The 18,555-nt window shown below is 70.1% G+C and carries 16 protein-coding genes; 9 read left to right on the plus strand and 7 right to left on the minus strand.

What is annotated here, in order from left to right; genetic code table 11:
* The first annotated feature begins 14 nt into the window (after positions 1-14).
* Positions 15-2,987 carry a bifunctional [glutamine synthetase] adenylyltransferase/[glutamine synthetase]-adenylyl-L-tyrosine phosphorylase gene (locus tag ACIO3S_RS25915; RefSeq protein WP_400468830.1) on the plus strand — a complete coding sequence of 991 codons (2,973 nt, stop codon included), beginning with the start codon at positions 15-17 and terminating at the stop codon, positions 2,985-2,987.
* 17 nt (positions 2,988-3,004) lie between these two features.
* Here ACIO3S_RS25915 and ACIO3S_RS25920 read toward each other — a convergent pair whose 3' ends face one another.
* The gene (locus tag ACIO3S_RS25920; RefSeq protein WP_400468832.1) at positions 3,005-4,219 is read right to left on the minus strand and encodes an MHYT domain-containing protein; all 1,215 of its coding nucleotides are present in this window, start codon (positions 4,217-4,219) and stop codon (positions 3,005-3,007) included.
* 191 nt (positions 4,220-4,410) lie between these two features.
* On the opposite strand from ACIO3S_RS25920, the gene ACIO3S_RS25925 reads away from it, so the two are divergent.
* Together ACIO3S_RS25925 and ACIO3S_RS25930 are read left to right on the plus strand one after the other, a co-directional pair.
* Positions 4,411-5,109, plus strand: a complete 699-nt coding sequence (locus ACIO3S_RS25925; protein ID WP_400468834.1) for a spermidine synthase — start codon at positions 4,411-4,413, stop codon at positions 5,107-5,109.
* A gap of 10 nt (positions 5,110-5,119) precedes the next feature.
* Entirely contained in the window at positions 5,120-5,596 is a 477-nt protein-coding gene (locus tag ACIO3S_RS25930) for a YbaK/EbsC family protein (protein WP_400468836.1), read from the plus strand.
* Positions 5,597-5,665: 69 nt separating this feature from the next.
* Here the strand turns inward: ACIO3S_RS25930 and ACIO3S_RS25935 are convergent, their stop codons facing one another.
* On the minus strand, positions 5,666-5,869 hold the full coding sequence (locus ACIO3S_RS25935) for a cold-shock protein (protein ID WP_008357755.1): 204 nt from the start codon (positions 5,867-5,869) through the stop codon (positions 5,666-5,668).
* A gap of 324 nt (positions 5,870-6,193) precedes the next feature.
* Here ACIO3S_RS25935 and ACIO3S_RS25940 point away from each other — a divergent pair, with 324 nt between their 5' ends.
* Positions 6,194-7,816: a glycoside hydrolase family 13 protein gene (locus tag ACIO3S_RS25940; RefSeq protein ID WP_400468838.1), complete on the plus strand. Its 1,623-nt coding sequence runs from the start codon at positions 6,194-6,196 to the stop codon at positions 7,814-7,816.
* A gap of 10 nt (positions 7,817-7,826) precedes the next feature.
* Here the strand turns inward: ACIO3S_RS25940 and ACIO3S_RS25945 are convergent, their stop codons facing one another.
* The 4 genes from ACIO3S_RS25945 to ACIO3S_RS25960 form a co-directional block, all read right to left on the minus strand.
* Entirely contained in the window at positions 7,827-8,807 is a 981-nt protein-coding gene (locus ACIO3S_RS25945; protein ID WP_400468840.1) for an ABC transporter substrate-binding protein, read from the minus strand.
* A gap of 82 nt (positions 8,808-8,889) precedes the next feature.
* Positions 8,890-9,288, minus strand: a complete 399-nt coding sequence (locus ACIO3S_RS25950) for a DUF1707 domain-containing protein (RefSeq protein ID WP_160022170.1) — start codon at positions 9,286-9,288, stop codon at positions 8,890-8,892.
* A gap of 120 nt (positions 9,289-9,408) precedes the next feature.
* A complete protein-coding gene (locus tag ACIO3S_RS25955) occupies positions 9,409-10,329 on the minus strand; it encodes an AEC family transporter (protein ID WP_350716116.1) in 921 nt (306 codons plus the stop codon).
* A 3-nt stretch (positions 10,330-10,332) separates the two neighbouring features.
* The gene (locus ACIO3S_RS25960; RefSeq protein WP_400468843.1) at positions 10,333-11,046 is read right to left on the minus strand and encodes a GntR family transcriptional regulator; all 714 of its coding nucleotides are present in this window, start codon (positions 11,044-11,046) and stop codon (positions 10,333-10,335) included.
* A 130-nt stretch (positions 11,047-11,176) separates the two neighbouring features.
* On the opposite strand from ACIO3S_RS25960, the gene ACIO3S_RS25965 reads away from it, so the two are divergent.
* From ACIO3S_RS25965 to ACIO3S_RS25980, 4 genes are read left to right on the plus strand one after another with little or no spacing between them, the layout of a single operon-like run.
* The gene (locus ACIO3S_RS25965; protein WP_400468845.1) at positions 11,177-12,460 is read left to right on the plus strand and encodes an MFS transporter; all 1,284 of its coding nucleotides are present in this window, start codon (positions 11,177-11,179) and stop codon (positions 12,458-12,460) included.
* On the plus strand, positions 12,457-13,419 hold the full coding sequence (locus tag ACIO3S_RS25970; RefSeq protein WP_400468847.1) for a phosphoglycerate dehydrogenase: 963 nt from the start codon (positions 12,457-12,459) through the stop codon (positions 13,417-13,419). Before ACIO3S_RS25965 ends, ACIO3S_RS25970 begins: the two co-directional genes overlap by 4 nt.
* A complete protein-coding gene (locus tag ACIO3S_RS25975) occupies positions 13,416-14,798 on the plus strand; it encodes an acyclic terpene utilization AtuA family protein (protein ID WP_400468849.1) in 1,383 nt (460 codons plus the stop codon). The genes ACIO3S_RS25970 and ACIO3S_RS25975 overlap by 4 nt, the downstream gene beginning before the upstream one ends.
* Entirely contained in the window at positions 14,791-15,108 is a 318-nt protein-coding gene (locus ACIO3S_RS25980) for a DUF4387 domain-containing protein (RefSeq protein ID WP_350842838.1), read from the plus strand. Before ACIO3S_RS25975 ends, ACIO3S_RS25980 begins: the two co-directional genes overlap by 8 nt.
* On the opposite strand, the gene ACIO3S_RS25985 is transcribed toward ACIO3S_RS25980, so the two are convergent.
* Positions 15,105-15,809: an SGNH/GDSL hydrolase family protein gene (locus ACIO3S_RS25985; RefSeq protein ID WP_400468851.1), complete on the minus strand. Its 705-nt coding sequence runs from the start codon at positions 15,807-15,809 to the stop codon at positions 15,105-15,107. The two genes, ACIO3S_RS25980 and ACIO3S_RS25985, sit on opposite strands and share 4 nt — an antisense overlap.
* A gap of 268 nt (positions 15,810-16,077) precedes the next feature.
* On the opposite strand from ACIO3S_RS25985, the gene ACIO3S_RS25990 reads away from it, so the two are divergent.
* On the plus strand, positions 16,078-17,769 hold the full coding sequence (locus ACIO3S_RS25990; protein WP_400468853.1) for a hypothetical protein: 1,692 nt from the start codon (positions 16,078-16,080) through the stop codon (positions 17,767-17,769).
* The last annotated feature ends 786 nt before the right edge of the window (positions 17,770-18,555 follow it).

Below are 18,555 nucleotides of genomic sequence, written 5' to 3' on the forward strand. Positions count from 1 at the left end.
ACAGAATCGGGGCCATGACGTTGCCAGGCAAGGGCGAGCTGCTCCGGCTCGGCTTCAACGACCCGGACACGGCCCTGGCCCATCTGGCAGGTCTCGGCCCCGGCACCCATGAGCTGTTGGCGATCCTGGGTCAGGCGGCCGACCCCGACGCGGCGCTGGCCGGTCTGGTCACGCTCGCCGAGTCCCAGGGCGACGGCTTCGTCGAGGAGCTCGCCGGCGACGAGGGCACCGCGATGCGGCTGGTCTCGGTGCTCGGCGCCTCGCCCGCGCTGACCGACCACCTGGCCCGCCATCCCGATCATTGGCGTGAGCTGGCCGACCCGACCCTCGGCACGACCAGGCCCCCTGCGTACGTCTTTCGGGCCTCGCTGCTCGAGGCGGTCGGCGCGAAGCCGGGTGATGAATGCCCGGTGGCCACGGTCCCGGACGCCGAGGCGGTCGACGCGCTGCGGGTGGAGTACCGCCGCTGGCTGCTCCGGCTGGCCGCCCGCGACCTGGCCCACCAGCTCCCGGTCGACGATGTCGCCGCCGAGCTCTCCGACCTGGCCTGCGCGACCCTCGACGCCGCGCTCGCGGTCGCCCGAGCGCGGGTGGGATCGGATGCCGACAAGGTCCGGCTGGCCGTCGTCGCGATGGGCAAGTGCGGCGGCCACGAGCTCAACTACGTCTCCGACGTCGACGTGATCTTCGCCCACGAGGCCGCCGACGGTGTCGGCGACGACGTCTCGCTGCGAGTCGCCACCCAGCTCGCCAGCAACCTGATCCAGGTCTGCTCGGCCCACACCGGCGAGGGCACCATCTGGCCCGTCGACGCCGCGTTGCGCCCCGAGGGCAAGGCGGGCGCGCTCTCTCGCACGATCGCCGGCCATGTCGGCTACTACGAGCGCTGGGCGAGCACCTGGGAGTTCCAGGCGCTGCTCAAGGCCCGGCCGGCCGCCGGCGACCTCGCCCTGGGCCGGGCCTACGTCGATGCCGTCAACCCGTTCGTCTGGAAGGCCGCCGATCGCGACGGCTTCGTCTCCGACACCCAGAAGATGCGGCGTCGGGTCATCGCCCACATCCCGTCCCGGGAGGCCGACCGCGAGCTCAAGCTCGGCGCCGGTGGGCTGCGCGACGTGGAGTTCGCCGTGCAGCTGCTGCAGCTGGTCCACGGCCGCACCGACACCGGCATCCGCCAGCCGACCACGCTCTCCGCGCTGGCGGCGCTGACCCGCTCCGGCTATGTCGGGCGCGAGGACGGCGAGGCCATGCACGAGGCCTACGCGTTCCTGCGGCGGATGGAGCACCGGCTCCAGCTCTACCGGCTGCGACGCACCCACGTCGTCCCCGACGACGAGGAGTCGCTGCGCTGGCTGGCGCGCTCGCTCGGCTACCTGCGCGACCCGGTGGTGCGGCTGGAGAAGGAGTGGGGCCACCAGCGCATCGAGGTACGCCGCCTCCACGAGAAGCTCTTCTACCGACCGCTCCTCGACGCGGTCGCCCGGATCCCGTCCGGCCAGGCCCACCTCTCCGCGAAGGCGGCCGAGGAGCGGCTGACCGCGCTGGGATACGCCGACCCCAAGGCTGCGCTGCGGCACCTGGAGGCGCTCACCACGGGCGTCTCCCGGCGCGCCGCGCTGCAGCGGGCGCTGCTGCCGGTGATGCTGGAGTGGCTCTCCGAGGGTTCCGACCCCGACGCCGGGCTCTTCGGGTTCCGCCGGATCTCCGACGCCCTCGGCGCCACTCCCTGGTATCTGCGCTCCTTGCGCGACGAGGGCCTGGTCGCGCAACACTTCGCCACGATCCTGTCCACCTCGCGCTACACGACGGCGCTGCTGGAGCGGGAGCCCGAGGCGCTGCGCCTCCTGGGTCACGATCTCGCGCCGCTCTCCGCCGAGGCGCTGACCGACGAGATGGTCGCCCGCGCAGCCCGCCGGCGCACCACCACCTCCGCCGAGGAGGCCGTACGCCACATCCGGGCCATCCGCCGCCGCGAGCTGTTCCGGATCTCGGCCGCCGAGCTCCTCGGTGAGGCCGGGATCGACACCATCGGCGCTGCACTGTCCCGGCTGACCGACGCCACCTTGGAGGCCTCGCTGCGCACGGTCGTGGCCGAGGAGGTCGCCGCCCGTGGGATCGACGGGCCGCCAACGCGGATCGCGATCATCGCGATGGGCCGCTACGGCGGATTCGAGCTCTCCTACGCCTCCGATGCCGACGTGCTCTTCGTCCACCAGCCCGTCGAGGGTGCCGACCCGGGCGAGGCGACCCAGTTCGCGCTCAAGGTCATCGCCGACCTACGCCGGCTGCTCGCCCTGCCGGGTGCCGACCCGCCACTGGAGATCGACGCCGACCTGCGCCCCGAGGGACGGCAGGGCGCGCTGGTGCGGACCCTGCCGGCGTACGCCTCCTACTACGCGAAGTGGTCGGGCATCTGGGAGTCGCAGGCGCTGCTGCGCGCCGACGCCGTCGTCGGCGACCCGCAGGTGCGCGAGGCGTTCACCGAGATGATCGACCCGTTGCGCTACCCCGAGGGTGGGCTGAGCGAGGACGACATCATCGAGGTGCGCCGCATCAAGGGCCGTGTCGACCACGAGCGGCTGCCCCGCGGCGCCGACCCCAACACCCATCTCAAGCTCGGCCGCGGCGGGCTCGCCGACATCGAGTGGACCGTCCAGCTGCTGCAGATGCGGCATGCGTACGCCGTCCCGGGGCTGCGTACGCCACGCACCGTCGAGGCGCTGCAGGCCGCCCGCGACGCCTCGTTGATCGAGGCCGACGACGCCGAGACGCTCATCGAGGCGTGGCGGATGGTCAGCCGGGTCCGCAACGCGGTCACGCTCGCGCGCGGCCGCCCGGCGGACTCGCTGCCCGCAGGGCCCGTCGAGCAGCACGCCGTCGCGGCCATCCTCGGCTATCCGGCGGGCGCGACCGACGAGCTGGTCAACGACTACCTGCGGATGACCCGCCTCGCCCACGGTGTGGTCGAGCGCGTCTTCTGGGAGTAGCCCCAGATGTACTCGGCCTAGAGGTTGTTGTCGTTGCGCGGCGGCAGCCAGCCCGGATTGCGCGGCGCCCGAGGCTGCGGCTGAGCCGGCGGCTCGTTGGTCGCCTCTTCGCCGGGCTGTCCACCCTGCGGGTTGAACAGGTCCGTCCGCCGCTCCGGGAAGCCGTTGGAGGGCTGCTGAGCGTAGGGCCGGGGCGTCCAACGTCCGTTCTGCGGGCGCAGCTGGGTCGGACGCTGCGGACGCTGGCCCGGGTTCTGCGGGCGCTGGGAGAACATGCTGCCGATGCCCTCGCCCGCCGCCTGGTTCGCCTGCGGGCTGCCGGAGGCGGCCGGCTGACGCGTCGGGAGCGGCTGCAGCGGCTGGCGCGGCTGCTGGAGCAGGTCGGGCTCGTGACCGGAGAAGGACTGCCCCAGGGCCGGCCGCTGCGGCACCATCGCGTGGGCGCCGGAGTCGGAGGTCACCTGCCGCCGGTCCGGGTTCCACGGGTCTTCGAGATCGTCGTTGATGCCCGCGAACATGGTGGCGAAGCCGATCACGATCAGCATGCCGGCCGAGATCGCGAAGATCGGCATCGCCAGGTAGACCGGGTCGGCACCGCTGACGTGCCCGAGCTTGTCGTCGGGGGAGCTGTGGATCTCGAGAGCGAGCATGCCGGTGTAGTGCATGACGCACACGCCGATGCCCATGATGACGGCAGCGCCCACGCGCATCAGCCGCGTGGTGACGTTGAAGGCGAAGAAGAGCGCGAGCGCCGAGGCGACCAGCGCGATGACGACCGAGGCCACGACCACGGCCGGCTTCCAGACCATCTGGGCGCTCATGTCCATGGCGTACATGCCGGTGTAGTGCATCGCGCACACGCCGGCTCCGGTGACCAGGCCACCGACGATGTAGCCCGCGTTGCCCCGCATGGCGGTCGCGATCAGCATGCCGACCATCGCCGCGATGATCGCGACGGCGAGCGAGATGAGGGTGGTGCCGACGTCGAGGGCGTACGCCACGTGGCTGTCGAAGGCGAGCATGCCGATGAAGTGCATCGACCAGATCGCGCCGCCGCCGATCGAGGCGGCCGCTCCGAACAGCCAGAGCCAGGCGCCGGTGCCCGCACCGCGCCGGCGCGCGCGGGTCGCACAGGTCAGACCGACCCATGAGCCGAGTACGGAGATGATGAACGACATCCCGACCAGGGGTTGGCTGAACGCCCCGATCGTGACTTCTTCGATGCTTGTCACGCTGCTTTGACTTCCTCTCGTTCCTCGCCGGACGGGGTGTGGGGGATCGGCGAAGTAGATCTGGAAACATGCGTGGATGCCCCAAGGGGTATCCGAGATGCATCCATAGCGGGCAATGGTGTCGTTGTCGCGCAGGTCACAGTAGAGGAACAGGTCCCCCATTTCCATGTGGGGGGTAGGGTATCTCCGCTATGGCCGACGATGTATATGTGCTCGAGCTCGACGCGATGCAGCAGTCGGCGGTCGATCTGGGGGATCCGACCCGCCTCGTGTTCGACTACATGAGGCGTATCGGGGATGTTATCGACCGACTGCCTCCAGGGCCAGTGCGAGTTCTGCATATCGGCGGTGCCGCGATGACGCTGGCGCGCTACGTCCACGCGACCCGGCCGCGCTCCTCGCAGATCGTGCTCGAGCCGTCGGTCGAGGTCATCGAGCGCGTACGCACCGAGGCGCCGCTCCCGCCGCGCAGCGGCATCAAGGTGCGCCCCGTCGACGGGAAGAGCGGCATCGGCGGCGTACGCGACGGCTTCGCCGACCTGGTGATCCTCGACGCCTTCGACGGCGGTCGCACCCCGGACGAGCTCACCTCCGCCGCCTTCGTGGAGGACGTACGCCGCGTGCTCGCCCCCTCCGGGGTCTTCGTGGCCAACCTCGTCGACCGGGCGCCGTTCCCTCAGGCGCGTGACTTCATCGCGGCGGCCCGCGATCTCGGCGACATGGTCGTCGGTGTCGAGCCGGCGACGATGAAGGGCCGCCGCGCCGGCAACCTGGTGATCGTCTGCGGCGCGGTGCCGGACTCGCCGTTCGGGTCGCCCTCGCCGATGGAGTACCGGATCTTCACCGACCGCGCCGTCGCCGACTCCTTCGGCGGCGGGACGCGCCGCTAGGGTGAGGTTCATGTCGATCGAGCTGGCCCGCACCCACCTGGACCGATTCGGACGCGGTGGAGACATCATCGAGTCGGTGGAGTCGAAGGCGACCGTCGAGCTCGCCGCGGTCGCTCTCGGGGTCTCGCCGGCGGAGATCGCCAAGACCATCAGCCTCTACACCGAGGACCGGAGCGCCGCGATCCTCATCGTCGCGGCCGGCGACGCCAAGATCGCGAACGCAAAGTTCAAGGCCCACTTCGGCACCAAGGCGCGGATGCTCGCCGCCGAGGACGTGGAGCCGATGACCGGACACGCGATCGGTGGCGTCTGCCCGTTCGGGAACCCGGCGTCGGCCGAGGTGTGGCTCGACGCCTCGCTGAAGCGCTTCGACATGGTCTACCCGGCCGCGGGCAGCGCCAACACGACCATCGCGCTCACCCTCGGCGACCTGGAGACGATCAGCGAGGCCCGGGGCTGGGTCGACGTCACCAAGCTTCCCGAGTAGGCAAGGACCGCAAAAGGGGGACAGCCCCGCCCTGCCGAAGCAGGAGCGGGGCTGCCTTGAAAGCCGAAGTCAGACCGGGCGGACGTTCTCGGCCTGCGGGCCCTTCGGGCCCTGGGTGACGTCGAACTCGACGCGCTGGTTCTCGTCCAGGGTCTTGTAGCCCTGGGTCTGGATCGCGGAGAAGTGCACGAAGACGTCGTCGCCCCCGTTGTCCTGGGCGATGAAGCCGAAGCCCTTGTCGCCGTTGAACCACTTCACGGTTCCCTGAGTCATGAATCTAATCCTTGTGTACACAGGGCGACTCCGTGCCGCCCTTTGGGCGTTGAATCCACGAGTCCTGATTTCTGCTTCTGCGGAAGACCAAGTGCTGCACGAACGGTCACCGAGAGCAACCGCGAAGCGCGTGGGGACGCCTCCTTCAACGCCGACAAGCCTACATGTCACAGGCCGACTTCGGGTAACCCCGTTAATTCGGCGTTTCAAGCGCCGATTCCGCCGTAAATCTCGGCGCACGGTGGGCTGCCCGGTTTGACAACCCCGAGCATCACATCGACAAGATCGGGGTACTGGTGGCCAACCGACGAGATAGGGGTCCACGTGGACCAGCCATGGTGGCGCGAAGCCGTCGCATATCAGATCTACCCGCGTTCGTTCGCGGACTCGAACGGCGACGGGCTCGGTGACCTGCAGGGGATCACCGACCACCTGGACTACCTTGCCGCGCTGGGTGTCGACGCGATCTGGATCTGCCCCTTCTACACCTCGCCGCAGAACGACCACGGCTACGACGTCGCCGACTACTGCGACGTCGACCCGATCTTCGGCACGCTGGCCGACGCCGATCATCTGATCGCGCGCGCCCACGAGCTCGCCCTGAAGGTCATCGTCGACCTGGTCCCCAACCACACCTCCTCGGCGCATCCGTGGTTCCTAGAGGCGCGCACGGCTGAACCCGGGTCGCCGGCGAGGGACCGCTACATCTTCCGCGAGGGTCGCGGCGAGAACGGCGAGGAGCCGCCGACCAACTGGCGCTCGGTCTTCGGTGGTCCGGCGTGGACGCGGATCGAAGACGGGCAGTGGTATCTCCACCTCTTCGACGACGACCAGCCCGACCTCAACTGGCACAACCCCGAGGTGGTCGAGGAGTTCACCAAGATTCTCACCTTCTGGCTCGACCGGGGCGTCGACGGCTTCCGGGTCGACATCGCCCACGGGCTTATCAAGGAGCTGCGCGACCAGGTCGTCCCCGAGGGGCTCGCGCCGACCTCCGACGCCGCGGTGATGTACGAGCGCGGCGTCACCGACGCCCCGATGTGGGACAACCTGGCCGTCCACGAGATCTACCGCGCCTGGCGCAAGCTGATCGACTCCTTCGACGGCGACCGGATGATGGTCGCCGAGGCCTGGACCCCTGGCCCGGCGGAGCTGCGGCGCTACGTACGTGCCGACGAGTTCAACCAGGCGTTCAACTTCTCCTGGCTGCAGGCGCCCTGGTCGGCCGAGGCGTTCACCGAGGTCATCGGGTCGACGCTGAAGGCGCTCGGTCCTTCGCGGGCGGCGCCGACCTGGGTCCTGTCCAACCACGATGTCGTACGCCACCGCTCGCGTTATGGCGACGGACTGCAGGCGCTGCACCGGGCTCGCGCGGCGACACTGACGATGCTGGCGCTTCCGGGGTCTGCGTACCTCTACCAGGGGGAGGAGCTGGGCCTGCCCCAGGTCTATCTACCGCCGGAGTATCAGGAGGATCCGTGGTCGGAGACCGGTGAGGGTGGTCGTGACGGCTGCCGGGTGCCGCTGCCGTGGAGCGGGTTCGAGCCGCCCTTCGGGTTCAGCCAGGTGCCCGACGAGGACCTGCCGACTCAGCCGTGGCTGCCACAGCCGGCCGAGTGGGTCGACCTCACCGTGGCTGCCCAGAACGGTGTCCGGGACTCCACGCTGGAGTTCTACCGGGCGGCGCTGGCGGCGAGACGGGCCTTCGCGCTCGGTGCCGACGAGGACGTGGAGATCCTGGACGCGCCCGAGGGTGTGGTCTCGTTCCGGCGTGGCGGCGTCGGCGGTTCCCCCGACACCAGGACCGACCTGATCGTCGTGCTCAACTGCGGCATGGAGCCGACGCCGCTTCCCGAGGGTGAGATCGTGATGTACAGCGGCGACCCGATCGTGGGCGACCTGCCCACCGACGCGGCGGTCTGGATCATCGCGCCTGCGGTCGAGTGACCGGCGACGGTCAGGGAAGCAGGGCGTCCGCGTCCGGGTCCTTGGCGAACAGGCCGTCGGCCTTCGAGAGGTCCGCGAGCCTCTGGATCGACGCGGCGTCGATCTCGGAGGTCCACTGCGGCGTGTTGAGCTCGGCGAGCACTGATCCGTCGATGTCGGTGTAGGTCGGCAGGATCTTCTTGACCTCGTCCGGGTGCTGTTGGGCGTAGTCGAGCGACTCGTTCATCGCACGGGTGAAGGCCGCGACGGTGTCGGCGTCGGAGTCGGCATAGTCCGTCGAGGTGAAGTACTCCGCGACCGCGAGGCCCGGGTCGGCGGCGACGAAGTTGGAGCCGAGGTCGGTCATGCCGCCCTGGGTGCCGATGGTGAGGAACGGCTCGACGACCTGACCCGCGTCGACGTCGCCCTTCTCGATGGCCGGGCCGATCTCGGGGAAGGCCAGCTCGACGTACTCGATCTTGGTCGGGTCGCCGCCGTCCTGGCGGACGAGCTCGTTGGTAGTGGTCGTGCTGATGTTCTTGAGCGTGTTGACCGCGACCTTCTTGCCCTCCAGGTCCTTGGGGGAGGTGATGTCGCTGTCGGCCCTGACCAGGACACCGGCCATGTCGGCCGCCGGGTCGTCGGTGGCGTTGACGCCGGCGGTGACGACCTTGACCGGGAGGTCCTGGGTCTGGGCCAGGAGCAGCGAGGTCGTGTTGGAGAAGCCGAACTGGTATCGACCAGTGGCCACGGCGGGGATGATCGCGGCACCGCCCTGGGCGAGCTCGAGGTCGACGTCGAGTCCCTCCGCCTTGAAGAACCCCTTCTCCACTCCCAGATAGATGGGGGCTACATCGACGATCGGGATCACGCCGACGGTGATCTCGGTGGCGCCGCCGGCCCCCTCATCGGTGGACTCGCCACCGCCGCAGGCGCCGAGCGCGAGCGGCAGGGCGAGCACGAGTGCGGCTGCCAGACCGCGGCGCGCGGTGCGGGCGGGGGAGCGACTCATCGGGATTCCTCATGGGCTGTGGGGGTAGCGACCGCGGCACAACCTAGTGGTGTGCCCGGGTGGCGGCCACGGAATCCGGAATTCAGTGCGCGGAATGACGCATGTGCTGGTGACAACGGCGGGAGCGGTGGGGTCCGTTGCGGAAGACCATGGCTCCGACGGCGATCGCGGCGAAGACCCACCACGGCACGCCCATCACGACCAGCCCGATCGCGACGAGCAGGAAGCAGGCGACCAGCGGGAACGCTCGCGGGCGACCCCGGCGCGGCCGGCGAGCGACCTGCGGTGCCTGCGGCGCGCTCTTCGGCAGGTCGGTGAAGAGCATCTCCACGTCGGCGCGGACCTTCGCGGACCAGACCGCGTCGAGGCGCTCGTAGTAGTCGTCGTCGGTGAGCCGGCCTGTCGAGTAGTGCTCGGCAAGCCTCGCCGACGCCTCCTCCCGATCGGCCTCGCTCACCCGCAGGTTGTCGAGGTTGCTCATGTCATCTCCCTTGTGAAAGCTGCATCGACTGTCGGCGTAGTGTCCCGATATATCGCGAGGGTACGCCCGAAGAGATGCCGCCGCAAGGGACTTTCGTCGGCTCGGGCGCTGACGTCGGGGCTAGGTGAGCAGCAGTACGACCAGCAGGATCGCGGGCACCGTGGCCAGTGTGCTGACGAAGATGACGTCGCGGGCCAGCAGGGTGGCGCGGTTGTAGCGCTGCGCGACGACGAACACGTTCTGGGCCGTCGGCAGCGCGGAGAGCACGGTCACGGCCAGCAGCGCCTCGGCGTCGAGGCCGAGCGCGAACCGCCCGATGAGGTACGCCGCCACCGGTTGCACGATCTGCTTGGTCGCGACCACGGCGGCCAGGTCGAGCGCAGGGACGCCGCGGCCGGGCAGCGGGCCGAGCCGCAGCGCGACGCCGTAGGCGATCAGCATGGACGGGACCGCCATCCCGGCGACCAGCTCCAGCGGGTCCGAGACCGCTGTGGGCAGGTCGAGATCGGTGACGGAGAGTGCCACCCCGATCAAGGAGGCGACGGTGATCGGGTTGGTCAGAGGGCGGCGGATCACGTCCCAGAACGACAGCTTCGTGGTGCTCGCGTCGGCGTCGAGCAGGACCAGCGCCAGCGGCTGGAGGACCAGCATCTGCAGCAGCAGCGTCGGCGCCACCAGGACCGGGTCGCCCAGGACGTACGCCGCGATCGGCAGGCCGAGGTTGCCGGCGTTCGCGTAGGAGCCGCACAGGACCGCGACCACCGTGTTGCCCAGACCGCGGCGGCGCAGCGTCTCGACGGTGGCCACGAGCGTCGCGGCGACGAGCACGCCGCCGGCGACCGCGACCAGGTTGCCGGAGAGCACGAAGCCGAGGTCGCTGTCGTCCATGACCGTGATGAGCAGCGCCGGGCTGGCGACGTAGAACGCCACCGTCGAGAGCGTCCGCTGACCGCGCTCGTCCAGGATCCGGAGCTGGGCGAGCAGGGCGCCGAGGGCGATGAGGACGCTGATCGTGGCGAAGCCGGTGAAGACCCCTGCCACGGCCTAGCGCTCGCGCCGCAGGTCGAGGAGTCCGCGGGCGGCGTGCTCGGTGACGATGCGTTCGGACTCGACGGCGTCGCGGGCGCGCAGGGCGATCACGAGGGCGCGGTGCTCGGCGTAGCGGTCGGCGCCGAACTCGTCGCCGGCGAGCAGGTGCGCCCGGGAGATCTCCCGCTGCCGTGACCGGCTCAGCGAGCGCGACTGCTCGAGGAGGCGTACGAGAACCGGGTTGTGGGCGGCGGCGTTGACCAGCTCGTTGAAGCGGCCGAGGACGTCGAGGAAGCGGTCGGCGTGCTTCTCGACCGGCTTGCCGTCGCGATGGCGTGCCCGGATCAGGATCACCAGGTCGTCGGCCTCGTCGAGCAGCCGGTCGAGCTCGTCGAGCTCGTCGTCGGTCGCGTGCCGCGCGGCGAACCGGGCGGCCAGGCCGCGCAGCGCGACCTCGACCTCGGCCAGGTCGTGGCTGGCGTCCTCCTCGATCCGGGCCACCAGCGTCGTACGCGGCCCCACCCGCTCCACGAGGCCGTCGAGCTCGAGCCGCCGGATCGCCTCGCGGACCGGGGTCGGGCTGACGCCGAGGCGCTCGGCCATGCCTCGCTCGGTCACCTTGGCGCCGGGCTCGAGCTCACCGGAGCCGATCTGGCTGCGTAAGGCCTGATAGACGCGTTCGGCGACCGTCGTGGTCTCCGGGGTGGTCTCGGGGGAGGAGATCGACATGGTCCTGATCCTAGGCCACTTTTCCAACAGTGCCACCTCTTGACTGTTTTGCTGTAGCAAAACTACTGTGAGCGCCGCCACAGTCCGCAAGTCCAGCCGGGACCATGCAGAGATCACGGAGGTCCGTCTCGTGAGCACCACCATCCCCACCGCACCACCACGGCAGCTCGGGCCCCGCCGGATCACCCTCCTCGTCGCACTGGCGGTCTTCGCCCAGGAGTCGATGTGGAACTTCTACGACAGCCAGGTGCCGCCGCTGCTGCGCGACCACCTGGCCAGCGCCGCCCTCGTCGGCTTCATCATGGGGATGGACAACCTGCTCGGCATCTTCATCCAGCCGTGGATGGCCAACCGGTCCGACCGGACCCGTACGCGCTGGGGCCGTCGGATGCCCTACCTCGCCGTCGGCATGCCGCTCGCGGCGCTGCTGTTCGTGACCCTGCCGCACACCGCGGGCTCGCTGCCGCTGCTGATCGTCGTCATCGTCGCGTTCGCTCTGGTCTCGAACTCGTTCAAACCGATCGGCGAGGCGCTGGTGCCCGACTTCATCGCCCCCGAGCGCCGCAGCCGGGCCAATGCCGCCGTCAAGATCGCCTCCAGCCTCACCGTGATCGTCGCAGCGCTGGTCAGCATCCTGCTGGTCGACGACCATCCGGCACTCGCCTTCGCGGTGATCGCGCTGATCACCCTCGTCTCGGTCACCGTGCTGTGCCTCTCGATCCGCGACAGCTCCTCGCCCGGCTATCAGGCGGCGGTGGCCGAGGACGCCGCCGAGGAGTCGACGGCGGTCGGCCAGGCGCGCATCCGCGACACCATCTGGGAGATCGTGCGCGACACCGACCGCAGCCGGCTGCTGCTGATCGTGGCGATCCTGGTCTTCGGCAGCGCCTGGGCCGGCTCGCGCGCGTTGGTCACGCCCTACGGCATGGAGACCCTCGGGCTCTCGCGCGGCGAAGCGGGCGGGATCACCCTGCCGAGCGGGGTCGCGTTCCTGCTCGCGGCCTATCCGACCGCGCTGTTCGCCGAGCGCTTCGGCCGGTTGCGCACCATGATCGCCGGGATGGCGATCTTCGCGGCCGCCATGCTCCTCGGCACCCTGGTGCAGACACCGACCGGCACCGTGGTGGCGTTCTGCATCGGCGCCGCCGGTGCCTCGGCCTTCCTGGTCAACGCCGTCGTCGTGCTGTGGAACCTGGCGCCGTCGGCGCGGGTCTTCGGGACGTACGCAGCGCTCTATGCGGTGGGCTGGCAGAGCGGTGCCTTCCTCGGTCCGGCCCTGATCGGCGGGGCCGTCGACATCCTGGGCTGGCAGACGATGCTGCTCGACATCGCGGTCGTCGCGGCGGTCGCGGTCGCGATCGTGGTGCGGATCGACCGCCTCCAGCGGCGCGGCGACGTCGAGCGGGCGGTGTGAGCGCGGTGGCCCGGATCCTGATCACCACCGACTACCTGCGGCCCGGCGACGAGGTCGACGACCTTCTCCGCTCCCAGGGCCACGAGACCCGCCACCGGTCCGGGGATCTGGTCGCGGACCTCGCCGGGGTCGAAGGCGCCCTGGTCGGTCACGACCCGCTCACCGCGGAGGTCCTCGCATCGGCGGACCGTCTCAGAGCGGTCGTACGCACCGGGGTCGGCTACGACGCGATCGATGTCGAAGCGGCCGCACGCGTCGGGGTCACGGTCAGCAATCTGCCCGGGATCAACGCCAACGCGGTCGCCGAGTACACGATGGGGCTGCTCCTCGCCTCCTCCCGCCGGCTGGTCGAGAGCGCGACCGGTGTCGCGGCCGGCGGCTGGCCGCGCGAGGACGGCCGCGAGCTGCGTGGCTCCACCCTGGGCCTGATCGGCTACGGCGCCGCTGCCCGGGCGGTCGTACCGCTGGCCCGGGCGTTCGGGATGAGCGTGCTGTGCACCACCGCCGTCGCCGAGGCCGAGCGGACCGACCCGGAGGTCCGGTTCGTCGAGCTGCCCGAGCTGCTGGCGGAAGCCGACTTCGTCTCGGTCCACACCGCGCTCACCCCACGGACGCGGGGGATGCTCGACGCGGGTGCGTTCGCGCTGATGAAGCCGCGGGCGGTGCTGGTGAACACCGCCCGCGGCGCGATCGTCGACGAGCACGCGCTCGTCTCCGCCGTACGTGAGGGCCGGATCGCCGGGGCCGCGCTCGACGTGGTCGCCGAGGAGCCGCTGCCGGCCGAGAGCCCGCTGCGCGGGGTGCCCGGCATCGTCGTCCACTCCCACCTGGCCGGGCAGACCGCCGAGGCCCGCCGGGCCGCCGGCCTCGAGGGAGCCCGTGAGCTCCTCGACGCGCTCGCGGGCTGCCCGAAACATGCTGTCAATGCCCACCTGATCGAGGAGAGAAACAACAGATGACCAGCGACAACCCTGACTCCGTCAGCATCTTGGTGCCCAGCGGGATGCTCGGCGCCGGGTTCCCGGAGGAGACGATCACCCGTGGGATCGCGCTGGGAGCGGACGTGATCGCCGTCGACGGCGGCTCCACCGACTCCGGTCCCTACTACCTGGGTGCCTCGAAGCCGAAGACCACGGCCGCCGCGGTCGCCCGCGACCTGCGGCTCCTGCTCCGGGCAGCGGCCGGGGCGGGGATCCCGCTCATCGTCGGCTCCTGCGGCACCAGCGGCACCGACGACGGCGTCGACTGGGTCGCCGGGATCGTCGACGGCCTGCTCGCCGAGGAGGGCCTGTCGATGAAGGTCGCCCGGATCTACAGCGAACAGCGCGCCGCCGACCTGAAGGAGCCGCTCGAGGCCGGCCGGATCCACCCGCTGCCGCCGCTCGGCGACCTTGACGGCGCGACCCTCGAGGACTGCACCCATATCGTCGCCATGATGGGCCACGAGCCGATCGCCGAGGCTCTCTCGGCCGGGGCTCAGGTGGTCCTGGCGGGGCGGGCGACCGACACGGCCAACGCCGCTGCGTACGCCTTGCTGAAGGGGATGCCCGCCGGCCCGACCTGGCACGCGGCCAAGATCGTCGAGTGCGGCGGCCAGTGCACGACCAACCCGCGGATGGGCGGGGTCTTCGCGACCATCGACCGGACCGGGTTCACCATCGAGCCGCTCGACGAGAGCGCCGCGTGCACGCCGATCTCGGTGGCCGCCCACATGCTGTACGAGACGGCGAACCCGTTCGAGATGCGGGAGCCTGACGGCACGCTGGACGTGCGCGACGCCGTCTACACCGCGCTCGACGAGCGCCGGGTGCGCGTCGAGGGGTCGCGGTTCCATCACGCGGACCAGCACACGATCAAGCTCGAGGGCGCCCGGATCACCGGCTACGAGACCATGTCGTTCTCCGCGATCCGGGACCCGCTGATCCTGAAGGACATCGAGGGCTGGGCCTCGCTGATGCACGTCGTGTTCACCCAGCGGGTCGAGCAGACCCTCGGCCTGACCAGGGACGACTACGACTACGACCTGCGTCTCTACGGCTACAACGCGGTCCTCGACGATCTCGACCCGTCCACCGAGCCGCCGCGCGAGGTCGGGGTGATGCTGCTCGTCCGGGCCGCCGACCAGGCCCTGGCCACCGCGGTCGCCAAGGTCGCCAACCCGCTGATGCTGCACCTGCCGGCCCAGGACATGGACTACCTGCCCAGCCTGGCGTTTCCCGGGTCGCCGGCCGAGGTCGAGCGGGGCGCTGCGTACGAGTTCGTGCTCAACCATGCCGTCGACAGCCTCACCCCGACCGCCATGTTCCGCACCGAGATGGAGGAGAAGAACGATGCCTGAGACCACCCTGGGAGACCTCGCGACCGAGGTCCGCTCCAAGAACGCCGGGCCGTTCTGGATCACGATGGAGCTGTTCATGCGCGACGCCGAGGGCTACCGGATCGCGGCCGACGAGACCTTCCTCGACGAGGAGGTCGTCGCCGGTCTCTACCGGGTCGATCCCGGGTCGGTTCAGATCTTCCGGATCCCGTCGCTCAACGTCGTCAAGATCTCCTACCCGCGCCCGGTGTCGCAGGGCTCGCTGCGCGACCGCGACACCCACGCGGGCCAGCACCACGTACCGCTCGCGCAGCTGGTGGTGCCCAGCTAGAGATCGAGGTGGTCGCAGATCGCCTGCGCCCAGCGCTCGTAGCCCGCCGGCGAGGCGTGGAAGCCGTCGGCAGCGAAGAAGGACGGCTCCGCGGGACCGAGGTCGGCGGAGCTGACCCACTGGACCGAGGTACGCCCTGCGCAGACCAGCCGCGCAGCCTCGTCGAGCGCCTTCCCGCGCTCGGCGAGGTAGCGCCGCAGGGTGCGGGGGAGTGACGGGAACGCGCCGAACTCCGGGATGCCGGGGAGCACGGTGTGTGCTGCGTGCTCCTGGAGGGTCTCGACGATCGCGGTCAGATCCCGCGTCCAGGCCTCGACCGAGCGGCGCGCGAGGATGTCGTTGACGCCCACCAGGAGCACGGCGAGATCCCACTCGCCGGTGACCTTGGTGAGGATGCCGTGTCGGATCCGCTCGCTGGTCGCGCCGTACTTCCCGAGCGCCCGCCACTCGACCGGACGCTCGGTCTGCTTCGCGATCGCGCGCGCCATCGACCCGGCGAAGGCGAGGTCGTGGGTGGGTGCGCCGCGTCCCGAGGCGGACGAGTCTCCGATCACCATCAGCCGCAGCGGGCTGGGTGCTTCATCGTCCGTCGGCGCCGGCACGAAACCCTTCGTCGGACCCTCCGGACGAGGCTCCTTTCCGATGGTCCGATGGACGTACGCGGCCTGTGCGGCGACCAGTGGGAGCAGCAGTGGATTCATCGTCTCTCCCCGGTCGGTTCTGTCGTGACGTACGTGCTCTTCCGTCGTTCTACAGCGCGTGCTCCGGCGGGTCTCCGACGTCGGCTGAACGGCGGGCGAATGTCCCCGGAAGGTTTGACACAAGGGGTCCTCGCGTCGGTGAACGTTGGGGTACAAGACAAGGGAATCCCAGACACGCGACCCGACTTGCTGCGTGCCAGCCCTAGCATCACGCCCAGCTGTGAGCGCTCGACCACAACCCTCCCCTCACTCGAAGGAATGCGAAGCCATGTCCGACTTCATCAGCGGCATCTTCAACCGAAACAAGAACGAGCAGCCGAAGGCAGGGGAGGGCGAGTCGACCGACCTCTCCGCCCCCGGCTACGGCGAGAGCCTGGCCGCCCCCGAGGCCAGCGCGTACGTCACCGAGGCCCCGGCTCCGCCGGTTGCTGAGCCGGTTGCCGAGCCGGTTGCCGAGACCGTCATCGAGCCCCTCGCCGAGGCCCCCTCGGTCGACCCGCTCTCCGACCCCGAGCACGTCGTCACCGACACCGAGGAGGCTCCGGCCGCCGAGGTGGCCGAGCTCGCCGTCGAGACTGTTGAGATCAGTGGCGAGGTGGGCAGCGACGTCGTCGGCGATGTCGCCGTGACCGAGCCCATCGAGGCCGTCGACGAGGTTTCGGCCGAGGCGGTCGAGACCGAGGGTACGTACGAGGCGCCGCTCGAGGGCGTCGACGCCGAAGCCCCCGTCGCCGAGATCACCGAGGAGGTCGAGGAGACCGCTGTCGAGGAGCCGACCGAGGAGTCGCCGGTCGACGAGGTGCCGGCCGAGACCGAGGCCGTTGTCGACGCCACCGACGCCGAGGTGACGGACGCCGCGGACGAGGTCGTCGCCGAGGAGGCCGCCGAGGTCGTCGCCGAGGCGGCCGCTGAGGACGTTGCCGTCGAAGGTGCGACCGAGGACGTCGCTGAGGTGACCGAGGCCGACGAGGCCGAGGAGACCGTCGTCGAGCCGGAGGGCGAGGCGCTCGCCGAGGAGGTCGCTGTCGAGGAGCCGACCGAGGTCGAGGACGTCGTGGTGACCGCGGACGAGGGTGAGGCGTCCGAGGTCGAGGCTGAGGAGACCGTCGGTGAGGTGGAGGACGAGCCGACCGATGTCGAGGCAGAGGAGACGGTCGAGTCGGCCGACCTGGCCGAGTCGGTGGAGGTCGACGTCGAGCCGGCCGACGAGGTTGTCGACGAGACTGCTGATGAGGCTGCTGACGTGACGGAGTCGGTCGAGGGCGAGGCGGAGATCGTCGACGCCGTCGAGGACGAGGCGCCGGCCGAGGAGATCGCTGTCGACGAGGTGGCTGCCGATGAGGCACCGGTGGAGGCCGAGGTCACCGAGGAGGTCGAGGCGGCCGTCGAGCCGACCGACGTCGTCGAGGAGGCGCCGGTGGAGACCGAGGACGAGGTCGAGGAGACCGAGGCGATCGTCGACGAGGCGCTGACCGACGACTCCGCCGAGGCGCCCGCCGATGAGGTCACCGACACCGTGACCGAGGAGACCGAGCCGGTCGAGGAGCCCGACGCGGCCGAGGAGATCGCGTCCGAGACTCCGGCCCCCGGCTTCGCGCCGGAGCCGGTGGTCGAGCCGGAGCCGACCGCCGACTCGACCCTGACCGGTGTACTGCGTGCCGCCCGTGCCGCCCGTGAGGAGCGCGGGAAGTCGACGGTGAGCGAGGGCCTCGTCGAGCGCCTGGTCCACCACATCGTGGCCAAGGTCGAGGGCGTACACGCCATCGACGACGAGGGCACCGTGGTCGACATCGCCGACGACGTCGCCACCATCACCGTGTCCTACGTGATCGCGTACGGCACCCCGGTCAAGGCCACCGCCGTCACCATCCGCACCCAGGTCATCGAGGCCGTCGAGGACTACTTCGACATCGACGTCGAGGCCGTCGACGTCAACGTGAGCGACTTCCACATCGCCTGATCGTCGCCGGATGGCATGAGAGAATGACCGAAAGCCTCGGAGCGCACCGCGCTCCGAGGCTTTCGTGTATGACGACCCTCCACACCGACCTCGACCTTCCTCGCCCCCTCAACGCCCGTCTCGCCCGGGCCGAGGACCATCTCGCCCTTCGCCATCTCTGGCTGCTCTTCCGGCACGAGATGTCGGGCTACAGTTCCACCCTTCCCTTCGCCGACGGCACCTTTCGGTCCGAGTGGCTCGACGCGGCTCTTCGCTCCGACCCTGGGTGGTGCGCCTGGATTCTCACCGCCGGGGTTCATCCCATCGGGTTCGCTCTCGTTCGGGATGCCGACCAGCGCGTACGCATCTTGAACAGCTTCTTTGTCGTTGCTGGGGCTCGTCGGGGTGGAATCGGGCTTCAGTTTGCTCGGGCTGTTCTCTCTGAGTATCCGGGGGAGTGGGGTGTGGCTTATCAGGAGAGGAATCGTGCGGCTGCTGGGTTCTGGTCGCGGGTCACTGCGGGGTGTGATCGGTCGTGGTCTGAGACCGTGGGGGCTGGTGGAGTGGTGGATATGTGGATCTCGTTCTCCGCCCGCTGGTCGAGCCGTCGGAGCCGCTAGGCGGAGGCGTGTCGAGACCAACACGGTTCTCTTCCGCGGGAGAGCTCGCTGTTGTGACTGTGTTTTCGTTTCAGGTTCGCCGCCGACCCTTGCTTTGAGTGTTTCTCGATCGTGCGCCGCGTCAAGGACGCCCTTCGGGCGCCGGCTTCGCCGGCCGCTTCGCGGTCCTTGACTCGGCACCCGATCG

Source organism: Nocardioides sp. NPDC087217, from assembly GCF_044744805.1.
Lineage (GTDB): Bacteria > Actinomycetota > Actinomycetes > Propionibacteriales > Nocardioidaceae > Nocardioides.